The 20,638-nt window shown below is 64.3% G+C and carries 20 protein-coding genes; 9 read left to right on the forward strand and 11 right to left on the reverse strand.

The genetic code is table 11. From position 1 onward, the window contains the following. Positions 1-22: 22 nt before the first annotated feature. Positions 23-229 (reverse strand): hypothetical protein, encoded by a 207-nt coding sequence (locus tag BM315_RS02925; protein ID WP_090497649.1) that lies wholly within the window; start codon positions 227-229, stop codon positions 23-25. Positions 230-385: 156 nt separating this feature from the next. Continuing rightward, positions 386-1,606 (reverse strand): virulence factor BrkB family protein, encoded by a 1,221-nt coding sequence (locus tag BM315_RS02930; protein ID WP_090497651.1) that lies wholly within the window; start codon positions 1,604-1,606, stop codon positions 386-388. A 120-nt stretch (positions 1,607-1,726) separates the two neighbouring features. Between BM315_RS02930 and arsC the strand changes: the two genes are divergently transcribed. The 3 genes from arsC to BM315_RS02945 are packed head-to-tail and all read left to right on the forward strand — an operon-like array spanning position 1,727 to position 3,082. After that, positions 1,727-2,080: an arsenate reductase (glutaredoxin) gene (gene arsC / locus BM315_RS02935; protein WP_090497653.1), complete on the forward strand. Its 354-nt coding sequence runs from the start codon at positions 1,727-1,729 to the stop codon at positions 2,078-2,080. Next, complete coding sequence (wrbA, locus tag BM315_RS02940; RefSeq protein ID WP_090497655.1) at positions 2,077-2,682, forward strand: NAD(P)H:quinone oxidoreductase; 606 nt, start codon at positions 2,077-2,079, stop codon at positions 2,680-2,682. The genes arsC and wrbA overlap by 4 nt, the downstream gene beginning before the upstream one ends. Next, entirely contained in the window at positions 2,675-3,082 is a 408-nt protein-coding gene (locus BM315_RS02945) for a DUF2069 domain-containing protein (protein ID WP_090497657.1), read from the forward strand. The genes wrbA and BM315_RS02945 overlap by 8 nt, the downstream gene beginning before the upstream one ends. A gap of 145 nt (positions 3,083-3,227) precedes the next feature. Here BM315_RS02945 and hda read toward each other — a convergent pair whose 3' ends face one another. From hda to BM315_RS02960, 3 genes are all read right to left on the reverse strand, one after another. Continuing rightward, positions 3,228-3,932, reverse strand: coding sequence for a DnaA regulatory inactivator Hda (gene hda / locus BM315_RS02950; RefSeq protein WP_090497659.1), 705 nt, complete (start codon positions 3,930-3,932; stop codon positions 3,228-3,230). Beyond that, the gene (locus tag BM315_RS02955) at positions 3,929-5,020 is read right to left on the reverse strand and encodes an AI-2E family transporter (RefSeq protein WP_090497660.1); all 1,092 of its coding nucleotides are present in this window, start codon (positions 5,018-5,020) and stop codon (positions 3,929-3,931) included. The genes hda and BM315_RS02955 overlap by 4 nt, the downstream gene beginning before the upstream one ends. 123 nt (positions 5,021-5,143) lie before the next feature. After that, positions 5,144-6,187 carry a DUF2066 domain-containing protein gene (locus BM315_RS02960; protein WP_090497662.1) on the reverse strand — a complete coding sequence of 348 codons (1,044 nt, stop codon included), beginning with the start codon at positions 6,185-6,187 and terminating at the stop codon, positions 5,144-5,146. A 199-nt stretch (positions 6,188-6,386) separates the two neighbouring features. Between BM315_RS02960 and purM the strand changes: the two genes are divergently transcribed. The 3 genes from purM to BM315_RS02975 are packed head-to-tail and all read left to right on the forward strand — an operon-like array spanning position 6,387 to position 8,820. Further along, positions 6,387-7,445: a phosphoribosylformylglycinamidine cyclo-ligase gene (gene purM, locus BM315_RS02965; protein WP_090497664.1), complete on the forward strand. Its 1,059-nt coding sequence runs from the start codon at positions 6,387-6,389 to the stop codon at positions 7,443-7,445. Beyond that, complete coding sequence (purN, locus tag BM315_RS02970) at positions 7,445-8,095, forward strand: phosphoribosylglycinamide formyltransferase (protein ID WP_090497666.1); 651 nt, start codon at positions 7,445-7,447, stop codon at positions 8,093-8,095. Before purM ends, purN begins: the two co-directional genes overlap by 1 nt. An 8-nt stretch (positions 8,096-8,103) precedes the next feature. Then, the gene (locus BM315_RS02975; RefSeq protein ID WP_090497668.1) at positions 8,104-8,820 is read left to right on the forward strand and encodes a DUF3108 domain-containing protein; all 717 of its coding nucleotides are present in this window, start codon (positions 8,104-8,106) and stop codon (positions 8,818-8,820) included. A 281-nt stretch (positions 8,821-9,101) separates the two neighbouring features. On the opposite strand, the gene BM315_RS02980 is transcribed toward BM315_RS02975, so the two are convergent. The 5 genes from BM315_RS02980 to cysM form a co-directional block, all read right to left on the reverse strand. Further along, complete coding sequence (locus BM315_RS02980; RefSeq protein WP_090497670.1) at positions 9,102-9,641, reverse strand: DUF2058 domain-containing protein; 540 nt, start codon at positions 9,639-9,641, stop codon at positions 9,102-9,104. Between the two features lie 53 nt (positions 9,642-9,694). Continuing rightward, positions 9,695-10,528 carry a nucleoside triphosphate pyrophosphohydrolase gene (gene mazG, locus BM315_RS02985; protein ID WP_090497672.1) on the reverse strand — a complete coding sequence of 278 codons (834 nt, stop codon included), beginning with the start codon at positions 10,526-10,528 and terminating at the stop codon, positions 9,695-9,697. A gap of 210 nt (positions 10,529-10,738) precedes the next feature. Next, entirely contained in the window at positions 10,739-12,982 is a 2,244-nt protein-coding gene (gene relA, locus BM315_RS02990) for a GTP diphosphokinase (RefSeq protein ID WP_090497674.1), read from the reverse strand. Positions 12,983-13,152: 170 nt separating this feature from the next. Continuing rightward, a complete protein-coding gene (gene rlmD / locus BM315_RS02995) occupies positions 13,153-14,505 on the reverse strand; it encodes a 23S rRNA (uracil(1939)-C(5))-methyltransferase RlmD (protein ID WP_090497677.1) in 1,353 nt (450 codons plus the stop codon). Then, positions 14,505-15,410 (reverse strand): cysteine synthase CysM, encoded by a 906-nt coding sequence (gene cysM / locus BM315_RS03000; RefSeq protein ID WP_090497679.1) that lies wholly within the window; start codon positions 15,408-15,410, stop codon positions 14,505-14,507. The genes rlmD and cysM overlap by 1 nt, the downstream gene beginning before the upstream one ends. A gap of 242 nt (positions 15,411-15,652) precedes the next feature. Between cysM and BM315_RS03005 the strand changes: the two genes are divergently transcribed. Genes BM315_RS03005 through BM315_RS03015 form a run of 3 tightly spaced genes read left to right on the forward strand, consistent with a single transcriptional unit; the run spans position 15,653 to position 19,287 of the window. Further along, entirely contained in the window at positions 15,653-18,406 is a 2,754-nt protein-coding gene (locus BM315_RS03005) for a response regulator (protein ID WP_090497681.1), read from the forward strand. A gap of 42 nt (positions 18,407-18,448) precedes the next feature. After that, positions 18,449-18,886, forward strand: coding sequence for a hypothetical protein (locus BM315_RS03010; RefSeq protein WP_090497683.1), 438 nt, complete (start codon positions 18,449-18,451; stop codon positions 18,884-18,886). Next, positions 18,883-19,287 carry an META domain-containing protein gene (locus BM315_RS03015; protein ID WP_090497685.1) on the forward strand — a complete coding sequence of 135 codons (405 nt, stop codon included), beginning with the start codon at positions 18,883-18,885 and terminating at the stop codon, positions 19,285-19,287. The genes BM315_RS03010 and BM315_RS03015 overlap by 4 nt, the downstream gene beginning before the upstream one ends. Positions 19,288-19,455: 168 nt before the next feature. Here the strand turns inward: BM315_RS03015 and dinB are convergent, their stop codons facing one another. Further along, positions 19,456-20,517, reverse strand: a complete 1,062-nt coding sequence (gene dinB, locus BM315_RS03020) for a DNA polymerase IV (RefSeq protein WP_090497687.1) — start codon at positions 20,515-20,517, stop codon at positions 19,456-19,458. Positions 20,518-20,638: the final 121 nt, after the last annotated feature.

The raw sequence follows: 20,638 nt of genomic DNA on the forward strand, positions 1-20,638 counted from the left end.
CCGCGGGAGGTTCTTGCTTTGCTCAGACGCTGACCTGCGCCGTAGCGCCGTTTGGCTCGGCTAACGGCTCTGCGCCGGGTTCAGCCAGCTGCGGCACCAGCGACTCGGGCCAGCGCGCAAAATGCAGCCCGGTAATCCGATTCAGTCGCTCCAACGCTTCTTGCGGATCGCGTTGATGCAAGTGGATCACCTTGCCATGAGCGGCTTCGCTAAAACGTTCAATTGTCATGAAACGCCTTCAATCCCCATCAATGCCGACAACCTGATTGCAATCTGCCATAACGATAGCCAGAAGCGTGCCAGCCTGCTTTGGCCCCACTGAGAGCAGCCAGTGCCAATAGCTATGAGCGGAGACCGACGCCATGCCGCAAACCGACGTTTTTTGTCACTCGGCCGCCGGGTTCAGCCAGTCCGCCAGACTGCCCTCGAACAACGTTGCCTGCTCCTCGTACAGCCTCTCCAGCGCCTGACGCAGCGCGGGGTACCAGGGCTCATCGAGCTGTTCCGGCAGCTGACTGAGCTGTGGCAGCGGCCAGGGGCTGCGGTTCAATAGCTGTTGCAAGCTGTAACGACCGAGATCACGGCTCAGCACCCAGGCTCCCGCACTGGTCGGCGCGACCAACTGCTGCTGCTCGAGAAACTCGAGCACCTCCTCCCACTCATGCTCCGGCAACTGCCAGCCCTGGCGCTGCACATCGCGATGGCGCACTTTCAGACCCGACTGCTGACGCGCATAAAACACCCGCAAGACCCCCATCACCACCAACAACCGCGGCATGGCGCGTTTGCGCCACTGCGGCGACGAACTCAGGTTGCAGACCAGTTCGGCCCCAAACAACACGATCAGCCAGGACAGGTAGATCCACAGGAGGAATAAAGGCACCGTGGCAAAGGCGCCGTAAATCAACTGATAGCCCGGGAAACGCTGCACATAGAGACCGAACAGCGCCTTGGCCACCTCGAACAGCACCGCCGTGAACAACCCACCCAACAGTGCATGCAGCACTGGCACCCGCGCGTTGGGCACCGAGGCATAGAGCAGGGTGAAGGCGGCCACGCTGAACAGCAGCGGCGCGAAACCCAGCAGGGTTTTTGCGCCAATCAGCGCATCGGGCCCGGAGAGTAGCGACAGCGAAGCGATATAGGTACTGACCGCGAAGCCGGCGCCCAGCAGGATCGGCCCCAGGCTCAGAATGGCCCAATACAGCAGAAAGCTCGAGACGCCGCGGCGCGGCTGACGTACTCGCCAGATGGTATTGAAGGCTTTTTCGATAGTGACCAGCATCAGCAAGGCGGTAACTGCCAGTACGATCACCCCGATCCAGGTCAACTGACGGGCCTGCGCCGTGAAGTTACGCAGGTATTCCTGGACCATTTCACCGGCCGAGGGCACGAAGTTACGGAAAATAAACGCCTGGATCTGCTCGCCAGTACCCTGAAAGGCCGGCACGGCAGAGAGCATGCTGAAGGTCACGGTCATCATCGGCACCACCGCAAACAGCGTGGTGTAGGTCAACGCAGCGGCATTGTTGGCGCCGCGATCGGAGAGAAAGCGCTGCAGCAGAAAGCGCCAGAATTCCAGCCAATTGTTCAAGCGCTGACGCATTCCCTCTCCTTAGCTATCAACTCACGCCCCCGTTGCAGGCCACAAATACTCAGCCCTGTTCAGACAAGGGCGTCGACGCGGTTAGAATAGCTGCCACCTGACGCAAGATGCGACCCGCACATGACCGATCTGACGCTCTATCACAATCCCCGTTGCTCGAAATCCCGTGGCGCCCTGCAACTGCTCGAAGAGCGCGGCCTCACGCCGACCATCGTGCGTTACCTGGAAACCCCGCCCGACGCGGCCCAATTGAGCGACCTGCTCGGCAAACTGGGGATCGGTGCCCGGCAACTGCTGCGCAGCGGCGAAGACGAATACCGCACGCTGAACCTGGCCGACCCCGGCCTGAGCGAGGCGCAACTGATCGAGGCCATGGTGGCCCACCCGAAACTGATCGAGCGACCGATCCTGATCGTCGGCAGCAAGGCGGTGATCGGCCGGCCACCGGAGAAAGTCCTGGAGCTCCTGCCGTGAGTGCAGCCTATATTCTGGTGCTGTATTACAGCCGCCACGGCGCCACCGCCGACATGGCCCGGCAGATCGCCCGCGGCGTGGAAATGGCCGGCCTGGAGGCGCGCCTGCGTACGGTTCCGGCAATCTCCAGCGAGTGCGAAGCGGTAGCCGCGCAGATTCCCGCCGAAGGCGCGCTCTACGTCAGCCTCGACGACCTGAAGAACTGCGCGGGCCTGGCTCTGGGCAGCCCGACCCGCTTCGGCAATATGGCGGCGCCGCTGAAATACTTCCTCGACGGCACCAGCAGCCTGTGGCTGAGCGGCGGCCTGGTCGGCAAACCGGCCGGCGTATTCACCTCCACCGCCAGCCTGCACGGCGGCCAGGAAACCACCCTGCTGTCGATGATGCTGCCCCTGCTGCACCACGGCATGCTGATCGCCGGCCTGCCCTACAGCGAGTCCGCGCTGCTGGAGACCCGCGGCGGCGGCACGCCTTACGGCCCCAGCCACCATGCGGGCGTCGACGGCAAGCGCGCCCTCGACGAACATGAAATCAGCCTCTGCCGCGTACTGGGCCAGCGCCTGGCGCAGACCGCGATGAAACTGGAGACAGTCCGTGGCTAAAACCCGCAAACCCCTGCCGCCGCTCGACTGGCTGCAGCCGCGCATGGCCATCAGTCGTGCCGTCAGCCTGCTGAGCTTCCTCGCCCTGGCGGTGTTGTTGCTGGTGTGGAACCTGCTGTTCGCCGACCTACCGGGCAAACTGCTCTGGGTGATCCCGGCCTTCCAGCTGGCTCCTTTGCTGCTGCTCGCCCCCGGCCTGATCCTCGGCAACGCCCGCGCCCACGCCTGGACCTGCTTCGTGGTCAACCTCTACTTCATTCAGGGGGTACTGGCCGCCTTCGACCCGTCCAAGGCACTGTTTGGCTGGGCGCAAGTCCTGCTCAGCGTCAGCCTGTTCTGCGCCGCGCTGATGTACACCCGTTGGCGCTTCCAGTACGAGCGCAAGCTGGCCGGCGAGTAGCCGCAAGCGTGCTGCCCGTCCAGACAGTCCGTAGGATGGGTCGGGCCGCGTAGGTTAGCCGCCTGCAGGCTAACCCGGCGACATCACGGATATAGGCGCGGCGTAACCCATCAAACGCTAGTGGCGACGACCAACCAATCGACCATTACCAACCCAGTGTCTCTTTAAGAAAGGGAATGGTCAGCTTGCGCTGGGCCTGCAGGGAGGCCTGATCCAGGCGTTCGAGCAACTCGAACAGCGCACTCATGCTGCGCTCGCCCCGGGTCAGGATAAAACGGCCGACCTCATCACTGAGGTGCAGGCCGCGGCGCGAGGCGCGCAACTGCAGGGCGCGCAACTTGTCTTCATCGGACAGCGACTGCAACTGGAAGACCAGCGCCAGGGTCAGGCGCGACTGCAGATCGGCCAGCTTGACCGGCAGCTCGCGCGGCGAACTGCCGGCCGCCAGGAGCAAACGCCGACCGCTATCGCGCAAGCGGTTGAACAGGTGAAACAGCGCTTCTTCCCACTCGCTGCGCCCGGCCACGGCATCCAGGTCGTCGAGGCAGACCAGCTCGCACTGTTCCAGGTTATCCAGCATGGCCGGGCCGTACTCGACCAGTTCGGCCAGCGGCAGATACACCGCCGGCTCGCCGCGCTGCTCGAAACGCAGGCAGGCCGCCTGGAGCAGATGACTGCGCCCCACTCCCGCACCGCCCCAGAGGTAGATCAGGCTCTCCGCCCAGCCGGCCTCGGCTTCGCACAGACGCTCGACATAGCCAAGCGCCGCGGCATTGGCGCCGGGATAGTAGTTGGCAAAGGTGGCGTCATCACGCAGACGCACGCCCAAGGGCAGTTGAATGGGTCTCATGCGGGGTTGATCGGCTCGTCTGACGCGCTGGGGGGCTCCCCATAAAGGTCGGAAAGTTTATATAAATCATGCGCATGACGCACTAAAACCATGATCACCGCCGCCACTGGCAGAGCCAGGAGCACGCCGGTGAAACCGAATAGCTGGCCGCCGGCCATGATCGCGAAGATCACCGCCACCGGATGCAGGCCGATGCGGTCACCGACCAGCCAGGGTGTCAGCAGCATGCCTTCGAGCAGCTGGCCGACGGTGAACACCGCGGCAATCGCCAGCAACGGGTAGAAATCACCGCCGAACTGGAACAGGCCGGCAGTCAGCGCCGCGCCGATCCCCACCACCACGCCCAGATAAGGCACGATGCTGGCCAGGCCGGCCAGCAAACCGATCAACAGCCCCAGCTCCAGGCCGATCAGCATCAGGCCGACGGCATACATCACCCCCAGCGCCAGCATCACCAGGAGCTGCCCGCGCAGGAAGGCGCCGAGCACTTCGTGGCATTCGCTGGCCAGTTGCACCACCAGACCTTCGCGGTCGCGCGGCAGCAGACCACGCAGCCTGGCGACCAGCAGATCCCAGTCGCGCAGCAGATAGAAGCTGACCACCGGGATCAACAGCAGGTTGACCAGCCAGGCCAGCAGGGCCAGGCCCGAGGCAGTGGCCTTCGACAGGAGCATGCCGAGAATATCGGTGGTTTTACCCAGGTGTTCGGAGAACACCGCCTTGAGCTGATCGAAACGCCAGAAACCATCGATCAGGCCGAGCCTGGCCTGCACCCAAGGCAGCGCTTGATGCTGCGCCCAGTCGAGCATCTGCGGCGCCAGTTCGTAGAGGCGCATCAGCTGCTTGCCGAGCATCGGCACCAGCACCAGCAGCAAAACCGCCAGGATCAGGCTGAACAGGGCGAAGACCACGATCACGCCCCAGGTGCGCGAGAGCTTCCAGCGCTCGAGCCGATCGACCAGCGGATCGCCCAGGTAAGCCAGCAGCACGCCGATCAGGAACGGCGAGAGAATCGGTTGCAGCAGATACAGCAGCCAGCCGAGCAGGAGCAGCCCAGCCATCCATAGCCAGCGACGTGAATCAATCATGCTCAACCCTCGATTGGTGCAACCAGGCAATCTGCCGGCTCATGCACAGAGCCTGACAGTGCCACGCACGCACTGACGTGCCGATGGCGGCTTGCAAGCTGCCGCTTGGCGATTCGCGGCAGTCTACCAGCGAAAACGCAACACATCGTCACGCCGCAACACCTGGGGCGCCGGCTCGCCGATCGGCGGCTGCGGCGACTGGCTGGCATCAACCGGCTGAGGGTCAACGGTCACTTCCTGCAAATTCACCAGCGCCAATTGCGCGCGCAGCTGTTCGGCACTGGCGTTGACGCGGTAGATCAGGCGATCGCCCTCGACCTTGTGCAACTGCGCGGCCAGCGGTTCGAGAATGCGCTGCAGCTCGGCATAGCGCGCCAGATCGGCGCCCTGCACCTCCAGGGTCAGGTTGGTCGCCGCGCCCGGGGCAACCACGTAGCGTTGCGCCAGCCGCTCGCTCACCAGCAACAGCACGGCATCGGCCAGTGCCGCCTGATCGGCGCCCTGGGCCTTGCCTTGCTCGCGCGTATCGCCCAACCACAGACGCCATTGGGCCTGCCACTGACCGTTATCTTCGCGCGCCTGCACGGCCAGCAGGGCATCGGCGGCATAGCGCTCGGAGGCAGTGCGTAGCGCCTGCGGCTCGGCCGCGCCGAGGTTCTCGGGTGTCGCCAGCAACTGCTCGTTCAAGTCGGCAATCGGCAAGCGCAGCGGCAAACCACGGTGTTGCGCCGCCTGATGCAAGGCTGCGGCGCTGCTCTGGCCATCGCCGACCAGGCTCGAACCGTCGCTGCCATCGTTCAGCCACCAGGCCAGAATCGCCGGGCGATTAGCGCCCCACAGCGACAACCCGGCCTGACGCAGGCTGCGGTCGGTGCTGACGGGGTCAAAATCGACCAGCAGGCTGTCCTCTTCGTATCCGTACTGGCTGATGATCTGCTGCGGATCCTGGCGCAGCTCGGCCAGCGCCGGGTTGTTCACTGCCTCGCGGTCGCCGGTCAAACGCAGCACCAGGGTCTGCAGGGCACGGCCCAGGGCATTGTCACGTTCCTCCGGCTGCTGGCTGGCGACCGGCTCGCGGACCTGATACAGATCGCTCACCGTCGCTGCCTCACTGGACAGGCTGAACAGTGGCAGACAGCAAATCAACAGACGGGCGATCAGGCGCATGACTAGGTTCTCGACAGACGGAAGGCGGCGTGCAGGCCATGGTACAGGCTTTATACCTTAAACAGCCGCCCGCGCCCCGGCAACCAGCGCACGCCGCGGGTGGTCGCTGCCCGGCAAGCCTGATAAAATCGCGCGCCTTCGCAGACCGACCGCCGCAGCGCCGGTGCACATCCGAACTTCCCCTTAAAGGCCTGGATCTATGAGCAAGCAACCCTCCATCAGCTACAAGGACGCAGGCGTAGACATCGACGCAGGCGAAGCCCTGGTCGAGCGCATCAAAAGCGTGGCCAAACGCACCGCGCGTCCGGAAGTCATGGGTGGCCTGGGTGGCTTCGGCGCCCTTTGCGAGATTCCGGCCGGCTACAAGCAACCGGTCCTGGTGTCCGGCACCGATGGCGTCGGCACCAAACTGCGCCTGGCGCTGAACCTCAACCGCCACGACAGCATCGGCCAGGACCTGGTCGCCATGTGCGTCAACGACCTGGTGGTGTGTGGCGCCGAGCCGCTGTTCTTCCTCGACTACTACGCCACCGGCAAGCTCAACGTCGACGTGGCCGCCACCGTGGTCAGCGGCATCGGTGCCGGTTGCGAACTGGCCGGCTGCTCGCTGGTCGGCGGCGAAACCGCCGAGATGCCGGGCATGTACGAGGGCGAGGACTACGACCTGGCCGGCTTCTGCGTCGGCGTGGTGGAGAAGGCCGAGATCATCGACGGCTCCAAGGTCGCCAGCGGCGATGCCTTGATCGCCCTGCCGTCCTCCGGCCCGCACTCCAATGGCTACTCGCTGATCCGCAAGATCATCGAAGTCGCCGGCGCCGACATCGAAACCATCCAGCTCGACGACACGCCGCTGACCGACCTGCTGATGGCGCCGACGCGCATCTACGTCAAACCGCTGCTCAAGCTGATCAAGGACACCGGCGCGGTCAAGGCCATGGCCCACATCACCGGCGGCGGCCTGCTCGACAACATCCCGCGGGTGCTGCCGGAGGGCGCCCAGGCCGTGGTCGACGTGGCCAGCTGGACGCGCCCGGCGGTATTCGACTGGTTGCAGGAGCAAGGCAACGTCGACGAAACCGAGATGCACCGCGTGCTCAACTGCGGCGTCGGCATGGTCATCTGCGTGGCCCAGGACCAGGTCGAACTGACCCTCAAGACCCTGCGCGATGCCGGCGAGCAGCCGTGGGTCATCGGCCAGATCGCCGCGGCCGCCGCAGGCGCCGAGCGGGTCGTGCTGAACAACCTGAAAAGCCACTGATGCCAGCAGTCTGCAATGTAGTGGTGCTGATCTCCGGCTCCGGCAGCAACCTGCAGGCGCTGATCGACAGCAGCCAGGCGGACGATAGCCCGGTACGCATCCGCGCGGTGCTCTCCAACCGCGCCGATGCCTATGGCCTGGAACGCGCCAAGGCCGCCGGCATCGACACCTGCGTGCTCGACCACAAGGCCTTTGCCGGCCGTGAAGCCTTCGATGCCGCTCTGATCAAGGCCATCGACGCCTGCGAACCGCACCTGGTGGTGCTGGCCGGCTTCATGCGCATCCTCAGCAGCGACTTCGTCCGCCACTACGCCGGACGCCTGCTCAACATCCACCCCTCGCTGCTGCCCAAATACAAGGGCCTGCATACCCACCAGCGGGCACTCGAGGCGGGCGACGGCGAGCATGGCTGCAGCGTGCACTTCGTCACCGAGGAACTCGACGGTGGCCCCCTGGTCGTACAGGCAGTGATTCCCGTACGCTCGGGCGACACGCTGGACAGCCTGGCGCAGCGGGTGCACGAGCAGGAACACCTGATCTACCCATTGGCCGTGCGCTGGTTCGCCGAAGGCCGCTTGCGTCTGGATGCGCAAGGCGCAATGCTGGATGGCCAGCCACTGCCGGGCACCGGCCACCTGATCCGACCCTAGGAGATACCATGCGTCGCGCCCTACTGTTCGCCCTCGCCTTATTCAGCCTGCCGGCCCTGGCCAGCGAGCTGAAGCCGTTCTCCGCCAGCTATACCGCCGACTGGAAGCAGCTGCCGGTCAGCGGCACCGCGCAGCGCAGCCTGCAGGCCCTGGACAACGAGCGCTGGCAGCTCAGCTTCGAAGCCTCCATGCTGGTCGCCAGCCTCAACGAGCAGAGCACCTTCCGTCACGACAACAGTGCCTTTTTGCCCCTGACCTATCGCTTCGAGCGCAGCGGCCTGGGCAAAGGCAAGAAAATCGAACACGACTTCGATTGGGCCGGCAAGCGAGTGACCGGTAGCGACCGCGGCGATCCGGTGAGCTTTCCGCTCGATCGCGGCCTGCAGGACAAGTCGACCTATCAGTTGGCGCTGCAATATGACGTCGCCGCCGGCAAGAAAAGCATGAGCTACCAGGTGATCGACGGCGACGAAATCGAAACCTACGACTTCCGCGTCCTCGGCGAAGAAGTGGTACGCACCAAAGCCGGTCAGGTCGACGCGATCAAGGTCGAGCGCGTGCGTGACCCGACGCAAAGCAGCCGCAAAACTGTACTCTGGTTCGCCAAGGACTGGAGCTACCTGCTGGTACGCCTGCATCAGGTGGAGAAGGACGGCAAGGAATACCAGATCATGCTCAAGGACGGCACTGTCGACGGCAAACCGGTCGAAGGCCGCCGCGACTGATCTCCAGACACTAGAAATAGAGAAGCCGGGCGATGCCCGGCTTTTTCATGCACCAGAAACTAGACCCTATGTCTAGGCGCCAGCCTCTGCGGCTGTAGGAGCGGGGGGGGACGCCTAGTTCCATACCCGCGATGCTTTTATTGCGGGCGCGCTATCGCGGGCATGGGCTAGGCGCCCCGCCGCTCCTACGAAATGCCCGGAGACCAAATACGGATGCAATCCGGGAGCGATGCCTGGCGCTAAGCCGTCCCCGGATTTCATCCGGGCTTGCACCGCTTGGCTTACCACATCAGATCATCCGGTACCTGGTAGGCGGCGTATGGATCGTCGGCATCCGGAGCTTCGGTCGGGGTATTGAGCAAGACCACCCGGCGCGGATCGCGCTCCTGAATCTTCAGCGCCGCCTCGCGCGGGATCACCTCGTAACCGCCGCCGCTGCGCACGATGGCCAGCGTGCCGCTGCTGAGCTTGTCGCGCATCAGCTTGTTCACCGACAGGCGCTTGACCTTCTTGTCGTCGACGAAATTGTAGTAATCCTCGGTGGTCAGCTTGGGCAACCGGGACACTTCGATCAGTTGCTTGACCTGCGCGGCCCGGGCCTTCTGCTCGGCCTTTTCCTGCTGCTGCCGATTGAGCTCCTGATCGCGCGCGGCCTTCTCGGCCATGGCCTGCTGGGCGGCGAGCTTTTGCGAGTCGTCCTTCTCGATCTGGCCCTTGTGCTGCAGGCGCTGCTGCTTCTGTTTTTCCTTGCTGACCTGCTTGGCCTGCTTTTCGTTGACCAGCCCGGCTTTGAGCAACTGATCGCGTAGTGAGATCGCCATAACCTACCTTTCCGAACAATAAATAATGGATGGATGGAACCAATCCAGTGCAATCAGCAATCCGGTGCTTGCTGCTTTTCCAGCTTCTTGGCTTCGCCCCAGAGCGCATCCAGTTCTTCCAGGCCGCAATCTTCCATGGCCCGCCCCGCTTCGCGCAATGCCTGTTCGATAAAACGAAAGCGCTGCTCGAACTTGCCATTGGCCGCGCGCAGTGCCGATTCGGGATCGACCTTGAGGTGACGGGCGAGGTTGGTCACCACGAACAGCAGGTCGCCGACCTCCTCGGCAATCGCCTGCGGATCATTCTCGCTCATGGCCTCGAGCACTTCATCCAACTCTTCACGCACCTTGTCCACCACCGGCAAGGCTTCTGGCCAGTCGAAACCGACCTGGGCGGCGCGCTTCTGCAATTTGACCGCGCGGCTCAGGGCCGGCAAGGCGTTGGGCACATCGTCGAGCAACGACAACTGCTCGGGCGCGGCGGCCTTCTCGGCACGCTCCTCGGCCTTGAGCTCTTCCCAGCGCTGCTTGACCGCAGCCTCTTCCAGCCTGGCCATATCGGGGGCGCCATACAGGTCGCCGTCGACGAACACATGGGGATGGCGTCGAATCAGTTTGCGGGTGATGCCATCGACCACCTCGGCAAACTCGAAGCGCCCTTCTTCGCGCGCCAACTGGCTGTAATACACCACCTGGAACAGCAGGTCGCCCAGCTCCCCCGGCAAATGTTCGAAGTCGCCGCGCTCGATGGCATCGGCCACCTCGTAGGCCTCTTCGATGGTGTGGGGCACGATGCTCGCGTAGGACTGCTTCAAGTCCCACGGGCAGCCATGCTGCGGGTCGCGCAGACGGGCCATCAGGTGCAGCAGGTCGTCGAGTTGGTACATGGAAAATCCTTGGTAAACGTAGCCCGGATGCAATCCGGGAATGCCCTGACACAATTCCCCGGATTTCATCCGGGCTACGGCTATAACAGTCACCTGAGCGTCGCGAGCGAATAGCTGGCTAGGCGAAGGCCTACCGAAAACGCGGAGTTGGCTCTAGCCAATGAGCATTTTTCGGTAGGCCTTCAACAACGCCAGATAGAGCGCAGCAGCTCAGGAGGCGCGGTGGCGGCGGGCCTCGATGATATTGGGCAACTGCGAGATGCGCCCGAGCAAGCGGCCCAGGGCATCCAGCCCGGGGATCTCGACGGTGATCGACATCGACGCGGTGTTGTCTTCCTTGTTCGAGTGGGTATTGACCGCCAGCACGTTGAGTTTCTCGTTGAGCAGCACCTGGGTCACGTCGCGCAGCAGACCGGAACGGTCGTAGGCACGGATGATGATGTCGACCGGGTAGGTCTGCACCGGCACCGGCCCCCAGTTGACCTGGATGATCCGCTCCGGCTCGCGGCCAGCCAGTTGCAGCACCGAGGCGCAATCCTGACGGTGGATGCTGACGCCGCGGCCGAGGGTGATGTAGCCGACGATCGGATCGCCCGGCAACGGTTTGCAGCACCCGGCCATCTGCGTCAACAGGTTGCCGACCCCCTGGATCTGGATATCGCCGCGCTTGCCTGGGCGGAAGCCCGTGGCCTTGCGCGGAATCAGCTCGAGCTGCTCGTTGCCGCGCTCCGGCTCGACCAACTGCTGCGCCAGGTTGACCAGGTGGGCCAGACGCAGGTCGCCGGCACCTAGACTGGCGAACAGGTCTTCGGCATTTTTCAGGTTGGCCTTGTCGGCCAGCTTCTCGAAATCCACATGGGGCAGCGCCAGGCGCGCCAGTTCGCGCTCGAGCAGCGCCTTGCCGGCGGCGACATTCTGGTCGCGGTCCTGCAACTTGAACCAGTGGACGATCTTCGCCCGCGCGCGCGAGGTGGTGACGTAACCCAGGTTGGAGTTCAGCCAGTCGCGGCTCGGCGTGCCGTGCTTGCTGGTGATGATCTCGACCTGCTCACCGGTCTGCAGGCTGTAGCTGAGCGGCACGATGCGCCCGTTGATCTTGGCGCCACGGCAGTTGTGGCCGATCTCGGTGTGCACCCGGTAGGCGAAATCCAGCGGCGTGGCGCCTTTCGGCAGGTCGATGGCGTGTCCATCCGGGGTGAACACATAGACCCGGTCCGGTTCGATATCGACGCGCAACTGCTCGGCCAGCCCACCGATATCACCCAGTTCCTCATGCCACTCAAGCACCTGACGCAGCCAGGAAATCTTCTCTTCGTAATGGTTGGAGCCGGACTTGACGTCGGTGCCCTTGTAGCGCCAGTGCGCGCAGACGCCCAACTCGGCCTCCTCGTGCATGGTCTGGGTGCGGATCTGCACCTCCAGCACCTTGCCTTCCGGGCCGAGCACCGCGGTGTGCAGCGAGCGGTAGCCGTTTTCCTTGGGGTTGGCGATGTAGTCGTCGAATTCCTTGGGGATGTGCCGCCAGAGGGTGTGCACGATGCCGAGGGCGGTGTAGCAATCGCGCACCTCCGGCACCAGCACGCGCACCGCGCGCACGTCGTAGATCTGACTGAACTGCAGGCCCTTTTTCTGCATCTTGCGCCAGATCGAATAGATGTGTTTGGCCCGCCCGCTGATGTCGGCCTTGACCCCGGTGGCTTCCAGTTCCAGGCGCAGGTGGCTCATCACGTCATTGATGTACTGCTCGCGATCCAGCCGGCGCTCGTGCAGCAGCTTGGCGATCTGCTTGTACTGCTCCGGCTCCAGGTAGCGGAACGACAGGTCTTCCAGCTCCCACTTGATATGGCCTATCCCTAAGCGGTGGGCCAGGGGGGCATAGATGTCGAAGACCTCGCGGGCCACGCGCTGACGCTTCGCGTCGTCGGCATGCTTGACCGCGCGGATCGCACAGGTGCGCTCGGCCAGCTTGATCAGGGCGACGCGCACGTCGTCGACCATGGCCACCAGCATCTTGCGCAGGTTCTCCACCTGGGCCTGGGAGCCGAGTACCAGGGAGTCGCGCGGGTTGAGGCTGGCGCTGATCGCCGCCATGCGCAACACGCCGTCGACCAGTTTGGCCACCACCGGGCCGAAGCGCTGGTGCACGGCGGCCAGGGTCACCTTGCCCTCGCGTACGCCGCGGTAGATGACGGCGGCGACCAGCGAATCCTGGTCGAGCTTGAGGTCGGCGAGAATCTCCGCGATCTCGAGGCCGGCACGGAAGCTCGAGGAGCCTTCCGACCACAGATTCTGTGCCGCATTGGCCTGCTGCTCGGCCTCGCGAGCGAACTCGCAGGCCTCTAGCAAGGCGTCGTGTTCGAGCGCCGGATCGACGCTGAGCACATGGGCCAGCCAAGCCTCTAGGTTGATACTGCCGTCATCGTTGATCGGCTGGTGCGCTCTAACCTGAACCATCTTGCTTACCTTCCCTAGGGTGCGCGCAGGCACACCGGACAGTCGCCGGACTTCTTCGACCCGGTCGGTTTAACCACTTAAGGTGCACTCCTTGTGCACCCCTGCTGCACTTAGATAAGGGCGGGGGCGGAAAAACCAAGCACCCTGCCGCCTTATCCAGGCGCACTCATCTACCGCCTGACAAACAGCGCCATCGCTTCGACGTGCGCGGTCTGCGGAAACATATCGAGGATGCCTGCCCGTTCGAGCCGATACCCCTGCCCCAGCAACTCGACGCTGTCACGGGCCAGCGTAGTCGGGTTGCACGACACATAAAGCACACGTTTGACGCCCAATGTGGCCATTTGTCTGACCAGCTGCAACGCGCCGTCACGCGGCGGATCGAGCAGCACGGCAGCAAAACCGCCTTGCGCCCAGCCGCTCTCGGCCAGCGGGTTGGACAGGTCGGCCTGGAACACCTGCAGGTTGTCGAGGCCGTTGCTCGCGGCATTGCGCGCCGCCCGCTCGACCATCGCCTGCACCCCTTCCACCGCCACCACTTCACGAGCCCGGAGCGCCAGCGGCAAGGCAAAATTACCCAGACCGCAGAACAGATCCAAGACCCGCTCGTCCGCCTGCGGCGCCAGCCAGTCCAGCGCCTGGGCGACCATCGCCTCGTTGACCGGCGCATTCACCTGAACAAAATCGCCGGGCCGGTAGGCCAGCTGCAGATCCCAGCGCTGCAGGCGGTAACCCAGGTTCTCTTCGGGCTCGAACGGCTGCGGCGCGCCGATGCCATGCAGCCAGAGCTGCGCAGCCTGGGCCAGGCAGAATGCCTGCAAGCGCGCCAGATCGGCCTCGCCCAAAGCCGCGGTGTGACGCACCAATACGGCGCTGGCGCTGCCATGAAACAGCTCGACATGGCCGATGGCCCGCGGGTTTTCCAGCGCCCGCAGGACCGCCGGCAATGCGCGCAGGATTGGCTGCAAGGGCTGTACCAGCACCGGGCAATCGGCGATGGCGACGATGTCCTGGCTGGCCGTGGCGCGAAAGCCGACGTCCAGCCGCTTGTGTTTGACGTCCCAGCGCACGGCGATGCGTGCGCGGCGACGGTAGCCGAACTCCGGCCCGACCAACGGGGACGCCCACTCGTCCGGTTGCAGACCGGCCAGGCGGCTGAACTGCTCGCCGAGCATGCGCTGCTTGAGGGCGAGCTGATCGGCATGACTCATGTGCTGCACGCTGCAGCCGCCACAGGTGCGCGCATGGGCACAGGGCTCGTCGCGCCGTTCCGGGCTGGCGCTGATGATCCGCTCGCTGCGCGCCTCGACCACCTGGCTGCGCGCAGCCAGGACCCGGGCTTCGACCTGCTCGCCGGGCAAGGCGCCGCTGACGAACCAGGTGCGCCCCTGGGCGAAGGCAATGCCGCGACCATCGCTGGCCAGGCGTTCGATGCTGAGCTGCTGCTTTTTGCCCAGTGGAATTTGCGTCGCACGCACGCCGCCACTGGGCTGGAAGCGCAAGCCGCCGGCTTTCTTGGCCATCAGAGCCCCGGCGTGTCGTACACGCCCGTCGACAGGTAGCGGTCGCCGCGATCGCAGATGATCGCCACCATCACCGCGTTCTCCACTTCCGCCGACAGGCGCAACATCGCCGCCACCGCCCCGCCGGAGGACACCCCGCAGAAGATGCCTTCTTCACGCGCCAGACGGCGCATCGCATCCTCGGCTTCGCGCTGGGCCATGTCGATGATCCGGTCGACGCGGCTGGCCTGGTAGATCTTCGGCAGATACTCCTCGGGCCAGCGACGGATACCGGGAATGGTCGCGCCTTCCATCGGCTGCAGGCCGACGATCTGCACCTGCGGATTCTGCTCCTTGAGGTAGCGCGAGACGCCCATGATGGTCCCGGTGGTGCCCATGGAGCTGATGAAGTGGGTGATCTGGCCCTGGGTCTGGCGCCAGATTTCCGGGCCGGTGCCCAGGTAGTGGGCCTCGGGGTTGTCGCCATTGGCGAACTGATCGAGTACCTTGCCGCGACCACCGCGCTCCAGGCTGTCGGCCAGATCGCGGGCGCCCTCCATGCCCTCCTCGCGCGACACCAGCACCAACTCGGCCCCGTAGGCGGTCATCGCCGCCTTGCGCTCGGCGGTGGAGTTGTCCGGCATGATCAGGATCATCTTGTAACCCTTGATCGCCGCAGCCATCGCCAGGGCGATGCCGGTGTTGCCGGAGGTGGCCTCGATCAGGGTATCGCCGGGGCGGATATCGCCGCGCAGCTCGGCCCGGGTAATCATCGACAGCGCCGGCCGGTCCTTCACCGAGCCGGCCGGATTGTTACCTTCCAGCTTCAACAGCAAGGTATTGGAAGTATTGCCGGGCAGGCGCTGCAAACGCACCAGCGGCGTATTGCCGACGCAATCGGCGATAGTAGGGTAGTGCAAGGTCATGGCGTCGATCAGGTCCAGATGGCTGGAAGGGTCCCTATGATAGCGGCAAACGGGCAACGGCCATAACACGACTATGGCGCGCCTTGTTGCAACTTGCTGCCGGAGCGACGCCACTGTTGTTCCGTCAAGGCCAGCCGCTACACTGCCAGCCGGAGAGCTTGTGAGATAACTCGCGCCTATTGCGGCGCCCGATACTTTCATAGCCTCCGGGTTCAGCCAACCGGCAACGAGGAAGGAAGTTCGTGTTCAAGGATCTAGGCATAAAAGGCCGCGTGCTCATGCTCACCCTGCTGCCCACCAGCCTGTTGGCACTGGTGCTGGGCGGCTACTTCACCTGGGTGCAATTGTCCGACCTGCAGGCACAACTGCTGCAACGCGGGCAGATGATCGCCGAACAACTGGCGCCGCTGGCCGCACCCGCCCTGCAGCGCCATGACGCCGCCCTGCTGCAACGCATTGCCACGCAGACCCTCGAACAGCCCGACGTAAGAGCCGTCAGCTTCCTCGGTGCCGAACGCAAACGTCTGGCCCATGCCGGCCCGAGCATGCTCGATCAGCCGCCCCGCGACGAGCAGAACCAAGCGCTGCGGCGCAGCAGTACGGATGCCACGCGCTTTCTCCTGCCGGTGCTGGCCCAGCACCTGAGCCTCACCGGCGAGGCGTCGGCGCAACCCGACAGCAAGCTGCTCGGCTGGGTCGAACTGGAGTTGTCGCACCAGGGCACTCTGCTCAAGGGCTACCGCAGCCTGCTCGCCAGCCTGCTGCTGATCAGCGCCGGACTGACCGTTACCGCCCTGCTCGCCCTGCGCATGAGCCGCAGCATCAACGAGCCCTTGCGGCAGATCAAATACAGCGTCGCCCAGCTCAAGGACGGCCACCTGCACACCCGCCTGCCGCCGCTCGGCAGCCATGAACTGGACGAACTGGCCTCGGGCATCAACCGCATGGCTGAATCCCTGCTCAATGCCCAGGAAGAGCTGCAGCACAGCGTTGACCAGGCCACCGAAGACGTGCGGCAGAATCTGGAGACCATCGAGATCCAGAATATCGAACTGGACTTCGCCCGCCGCGAAGCCCTGGAGGCCAGCCGGATCAAATCCGAATTCCTCGCCAACATGAGCCACGAAATCCGCACCCCGCTCAACGGCATTCTCGGCTTTACCAACCTGCTGCAGAAAAGCGAGCTGACCCCACGCCAGCAGGACTACCTGGGCACCATCGAGAAATCCGCCGACAGCCTGCTCGGGATCATCAACGAGGTGCTCGACTTTTCCAAGATCGAGGCCGGCAAGCTGGTCTTGGAGAGCATCCCCTTCAACCTGCGCGACCTGCTGCAAGACACCCTGACCATCCTCGCCCCGGTCGCCCATGAAAAACACCTGGAGCTGCTCAGCCTGGTCTACCGCGACACGCCACTGACGCTGGTGGGCGATCCGTTGCGGCTCAAGCAGATCCTGACCAATCTGGTCAGCAACGCGATCAAGTTCACCCGTGAAGGCAGCATCGTCTTGCGCGCCATGCTCGAAGACGAGAGCGCCGACCGCGCCCAACTGCGCATCAGCGTGCGCGACACCGGTATCGGCCTGTCCAACGAAGACCTGCGCGCACTGTTCCAGGCCTTCAGCCAGGCCGATAACTCGCTGTCGCGCCAGGCCGGCGGCACCGGCCTGGGTCTGGTGATCTCCAAGCGCCTGACCGAGCAGATGGGCGGCGAGATCGGCGTCGACAGCACGCCCGGCGAGGGCTCGGAGTTCTGGATCAGCCTGAGCCTGCCCAAAGCCCGGGATGACGCCGAAGACCTGCCCCGCCCGCCCCTCCTCGGGCGCCATGCGGCCATCCTGGAGAGCCATGAGCTGTCACGCCAAGCCCTGCAACATCAACTGGAAGACTGCGGCTTGCTGGTCAGCGCCTTCGGCGATCTCGACAGCCTGCTCGCAGCGGTCGCCAGCGCACACCACAGCAGCCAGCCAATAAGCCTGGCCGTGCTCGGCGTCAGCGCTCAGCACCTGCCACCGGAGCGCCTTGGCCAGCGGATCTGGGACCTCAAGCGTCTCGCCTGCAAGGCCCTGGTGCTTTGCCCGACCACCGAACAAACGCTCTACCACGAAGTCCTGCCCGACGCGCACAGCCAACTGCAAGCCAAACCGGCCTGCACCCGCAAACTGCAACGCGCGCTGGCCGAACTGGTCAGCCCGCGGCCAACACGCCCGGAGACCAGCCAGCTCGCCCCGAGCCGCCCACCGCGGGTGCTCTGCGTCGACGACAACCCGGCCAACCTGCGGCTGGTACAAACCCTGCTGGACGACATGGGAGCCAAGGTCAGCACGGCCAGCAGCGGCTACGAAGCCCTGGAAAAGGCCCTACAGGAAAACTTCGACCTGATTCTCATGGACATACAGATGCCCGGCATGGACGGCCGCCAGACAACCGAAGCGATTCGCCAGCATGAGAGTGAACGCGGCCAGCCCGCGGCCCCCATAGTGGCGCTGACCGCCCATGCTCTGGCCAACGAAAAACGCGTGTTATTACAAAGCGGCCTGGACGACTACCTGACCAAACCCATCAGCGAACGGCAACTGGCCCAGGTAGTGCTCAAATGGACCGGCCTGACCCTGCGCCATCAAGGCCCCGAGCAAGCCCACAAAAGCGTCGGCACAGGCCACGCCCTGCATGTACTGGACAGCGAGGAAGGCCTGCGCCTGGCAGCCGGCAAGGCCGATCTGGCCGCCGACATGCTGAGCATGCTGCTGGCCGGCCTGCCGGCCGATCGCCAGGCCATCCGCCAGGCCCGCGACGCAGGCGAACGCAACACCCTGATCGAACGCGTGCACCGCCTGCACGGCGCCACCCGCTATTGTGGCGTGCCGCAACTGCGCGCCGCCTGTCAGCGCAGCGAAACCCTGCTGAAACAGAATGACCCCGCCGCCTCCAGCGCACTGGACCTGCTCGAGGCGGCGATAGAGCGACTGGCCGAAGAGGCACAGATCAGCGTCTAGCAACCTGGCGCGTGATAGCATTTGCGCTGACTTGGAGGAACCATGGCCGAACACGATTTCCGCTACAACCTGCTCAACCCCGAGCACACCCTGATCGAATGCCGTGCCCTGGCACCGGGCCGCTACCAGGTGACTGGCAACGGCGGCTCGATGCGCAGCGGAGACAGCCTGCTGGTCACTCTCAAAGGCAGCCGCGAGCTGAGCATGCGTCTTGAGGTCGAGAAAGTACGCCACCTGATCAATCCGCCCGGACAATGGGTTGCGGTCGCCAAAGGTCCGGTCTTTGGCGAATTAGCGATCTTCAATTGGCAAGTCAACTGCGACGGCTGCGCCGCACAGCTCGACTTCGAATTTGCCGTCGATGCCGCCCTGGGCAAGAAAGCCCAGGCGCCTGCCGCCGAAGCACGAATCAAACAACTGGGCTGGCACAGCCAGAACGGCCAGCACCTGTGCCCCAAATGCCGAAAGGATGTCGCATGAAACGCGCCCTCGCCGCCGGCCTGCTCAGCGCCAGCCTGCTCGGCTGCGCCAGCGCGCCATTGCAGCTCGAGACCGAACGAACCTATCGGGTGGAATGGCTTGGCGAACGCCCGCTGATCGACCGCAGCCACCTGACCATCACCCTCGGCGCTGACGGTCGCGCCTACGGCAACGCCGGTTGCAATCACTGGTTCGCCAGTTACACCCTGGCCGGCGAACGACTCAGCTTCGGCGCTGCCGGCAGCACCCGGAAAATGTGCGCCCCGGCGCTGATGGAACAGGAAGCACGCTTCCTCGACAGCCTGGGCCAGGTGCAACGCTGGGATGTCTCGCCGATCGAGCAACTGCGTCTGTGGCCGGCAGAAGGCAAGCCGCTGCGTCTGTGGCCGGACCAAGGCTGAGCGGGCGCCATCTGGGCTTTTCGTAGGAGCGGCCCATGGCCGCGAAATCCTGTTGCCCTCAACTCACCTGTTCGCGGTATGGGACTCGGCGCCGCCGCTCTACAAAACCAGTCCTGCTACATCCAGGGGAGCATGTCTGCACGCGGACCATCACAAATGCCGGCCCGGCTACCGCGCAAACAACTCCAACTGCTCATGCCGTCCACGCAAGTCGTGCAGACGCACACCGACCCCCAACAAACGCACCGGCTTGTTGCCACGAGCGAAGGCGGCGCTGAGCAGCCGCTTGTAACTGTCCAGATCACGACCCGCGCCGGCCTGCTCCAGGGTGGTCTGGGTGAAGTCGTGAAACTTGACCTTGACGAAGGGTTTGTCCGGCCGATAACTCGCATCCAGCCGCGCCATGCGCCGCGCCAGCTCGTCGAGCAGCTGCGGCAGTTGCGCCAGGCAGGCCGGCAAATCCGCCAGATCCTGATCGTAGGTGGTTTCCACGCTGACCGTCTGCCGACGGCTGTCGGTCTGCACCACGCGCTCGTCGATACCGCGAGCCAGCCCCCAGAGGCGCTCGCCGAAGCTGCCGAACTCCTTCACCAGGCCCAGCTTGCTCCACTCGCACAGTTCGGCGCAGGTGCGAATGCCGAGCCGCTCCAGCTTGTCGGTGGTCACCTTGCCGACCCCGTGCAATTTACTCACCGGCAAGGCCGCCACGAACGCCTCGACCCGATCCGGGGTGATCACGAACAGGCCGTTGGGTTTCTTCCAGTCGCTGGCGATCTTGGCCAGGAACTTGTTCGGCGCCACACCCGCCGAGACGGTGATATGCAGCTCCTGCGAGACCCGCCGGCGAATATCCTGAGCAATCCGCGTGGCGCTGCCGGCAAAGTGCGGACTGTCCGAGACATCCAGATAGGCCTCATCCAGCGACAATGGCTCGATCAGCTCGGTGTAGTCACGGAAGATCGCCTGGATCTCGCGCGACACGGCCTTGTAGGCATCCATCCGCGGCTTGACGATCAGCAAGCCCGGGCACAGCTTTAACGCATGCCCGGAGGCCATGGCCGAACGCACCCCGTAGGCACGGGCCTCGTAATTGCACGTAGCGATCACCCCGCGACGATCCGCAGCACCGCCCACCGCCAGCGGCTTGCCGGCCAGGCTCGGATCGTCACGCATCTCGATGGCGGCATAGAAACAGTCGCAATCGACGTGGATGATTTTTCTTTGATTCATAAGATATTGATTTTACTTGTATAAATCAAAGAGACATGACAACTGATGCCCGTTTCAATACCCACTACTTTCTCGGCTGGATTTTCTGCAACGGAGGCTACCAAGCCGCTCGCAATCCGAC

Origin of the sequence: Pseudomonas borbori (genome assembly GCF_900115555.1) — a bacterium.
GTDB classification, from domain to species: domain Bacteria; phylum Pseudomonadota; class Gammaproteobacteria; order Pseudomonadales; family Pseudomonadaceae; genus Aquipseudomonas; species Aquipseudomonas borbori.

What these genes read in the sequence shown, in the direction of transcription:
- BM315_RS03015 (WP_090497685.1), top strand. Translation starts at nt 18,883, where the DNA reads ATGAAACGCGCCCTCGCCGCCGGCCTGCTCAGCGCCAGCCTGCTCGGC.
- purM (WP_090497664.1), top strand. Translation starts at nt 6,387, where the DNA reads ATGAGCAAGCAACCCTCCATCAGCTACAAGGACGCAGGCGTAGACATC.
- BM315_RS02980 (WP_090497670.1), bottom strand. Translation starts at nt 9,641, where the DNA reads ATGGCGATCTCACTACGCGATCAGTTGCTCAAAGCCGGGCTGGTCAAC.
- relA (WP_090497674.1), bottom strand. Translation starts at nt 12,982, where the DNA reads ATGGTTCAGGTTAGAGCGCACCAGCCGATCAACGATGACGGCAGTATC.
- hda (WP_090497659.1), bottom strand. Translation starts at nt 3,932, where the DNA reads ATGAGACCCATTCAACTGCCCTTGGGCGTGCGTCTGCGTGATGACGCC.
- BM315_RS03010 (WP_090497683.1), top strand. Translation starts at nt 18,449, where the DNA reads ATGGCCGAACACGATTTCCGCTACAACCTGCTCAACCCCGAGCACACC.
- BM315_RS02930 (WP_090497651.1), bottom strand. Translation starts at nt 1,606, where the DNA reads ATGCGTCAGCGCTTGAACAATTGGCTGGAATTCTGGCGCTTTCTGCTG.
- arsC (WP_090497653.1), top strand. Translation starts at nt 1,727, where the DNA reads ATGACCGATCTGACGCTCTATCACAATCCCCGTTGCTCGAAATCCCGT.
- BM315_RS02975 (WP_090497668.1), top strand. Translation starts at nt 8,104, where the DNA reads ATGCGTCGCGCCCTACTGTTCGCCCTCGCCTTATTCAGCCTGCCGGCC.
- BM315_RS02955 (WP_090497660.1), bottom strand. Translation starts at nt 5,020, where the DNA reads ATGATTGATTCACGTCGCTGGCTATGGATGGCTGGGCTGCTCCTGCTC.
- purN (WP_090497666.1), top strand. Translation starts at nt 7,445, where the DNA reads ATGCCAGCAGTCTGCAATGTAGTGGTGCTGATCTCCGGCTCCGGCAGC.
- cysM (WP_090497679.1), bottom strand. Translation starts at nt 15,410, where the DNA reads ATGACCTTGCACTACCCTACTATCGCCGATTGCGTCGGCAATACGCCG.
- BM315_RS02960 (WP_090497662.1), bottom strand. Translation starts at nt 6,187, where the DNA reads ATGCGCCTGATCGCCCGTCTGTTGATTTGCTGTCTGCCACTGTTCAGC.
- rlmD (WP_090497677.1), bottom strand. Translation starts at nt 14,505, where the DNA reads ATGGCCAAGAAAGCCGGCGGCTTGCGCTTCCAGCCCAGTGGCGGCGTG.
- BM315_RS02925 (WP_090497649.1), bottom strand. Translation starts at nt 229, where the DNA reads ATGACAATTGAACGTTTTAGCGAAGCCGCTCATGGCAAGGTGATCCAC.
- dinB (WP_090497687.1), bottom strand. Translation starts at nt 20,517, where the DNA reads ATGAATCAAAGAAAAATCATCCACGTCGATTGCGACTGTTTCTATGCC.
- mazG (WP_090497672.1), bottom strand. Translation starts at nt 10,528, where the DNA reads ATGTACCAACTCGACGACCTGCTGCACCTGATGGCCCGTCTGCGCGAC.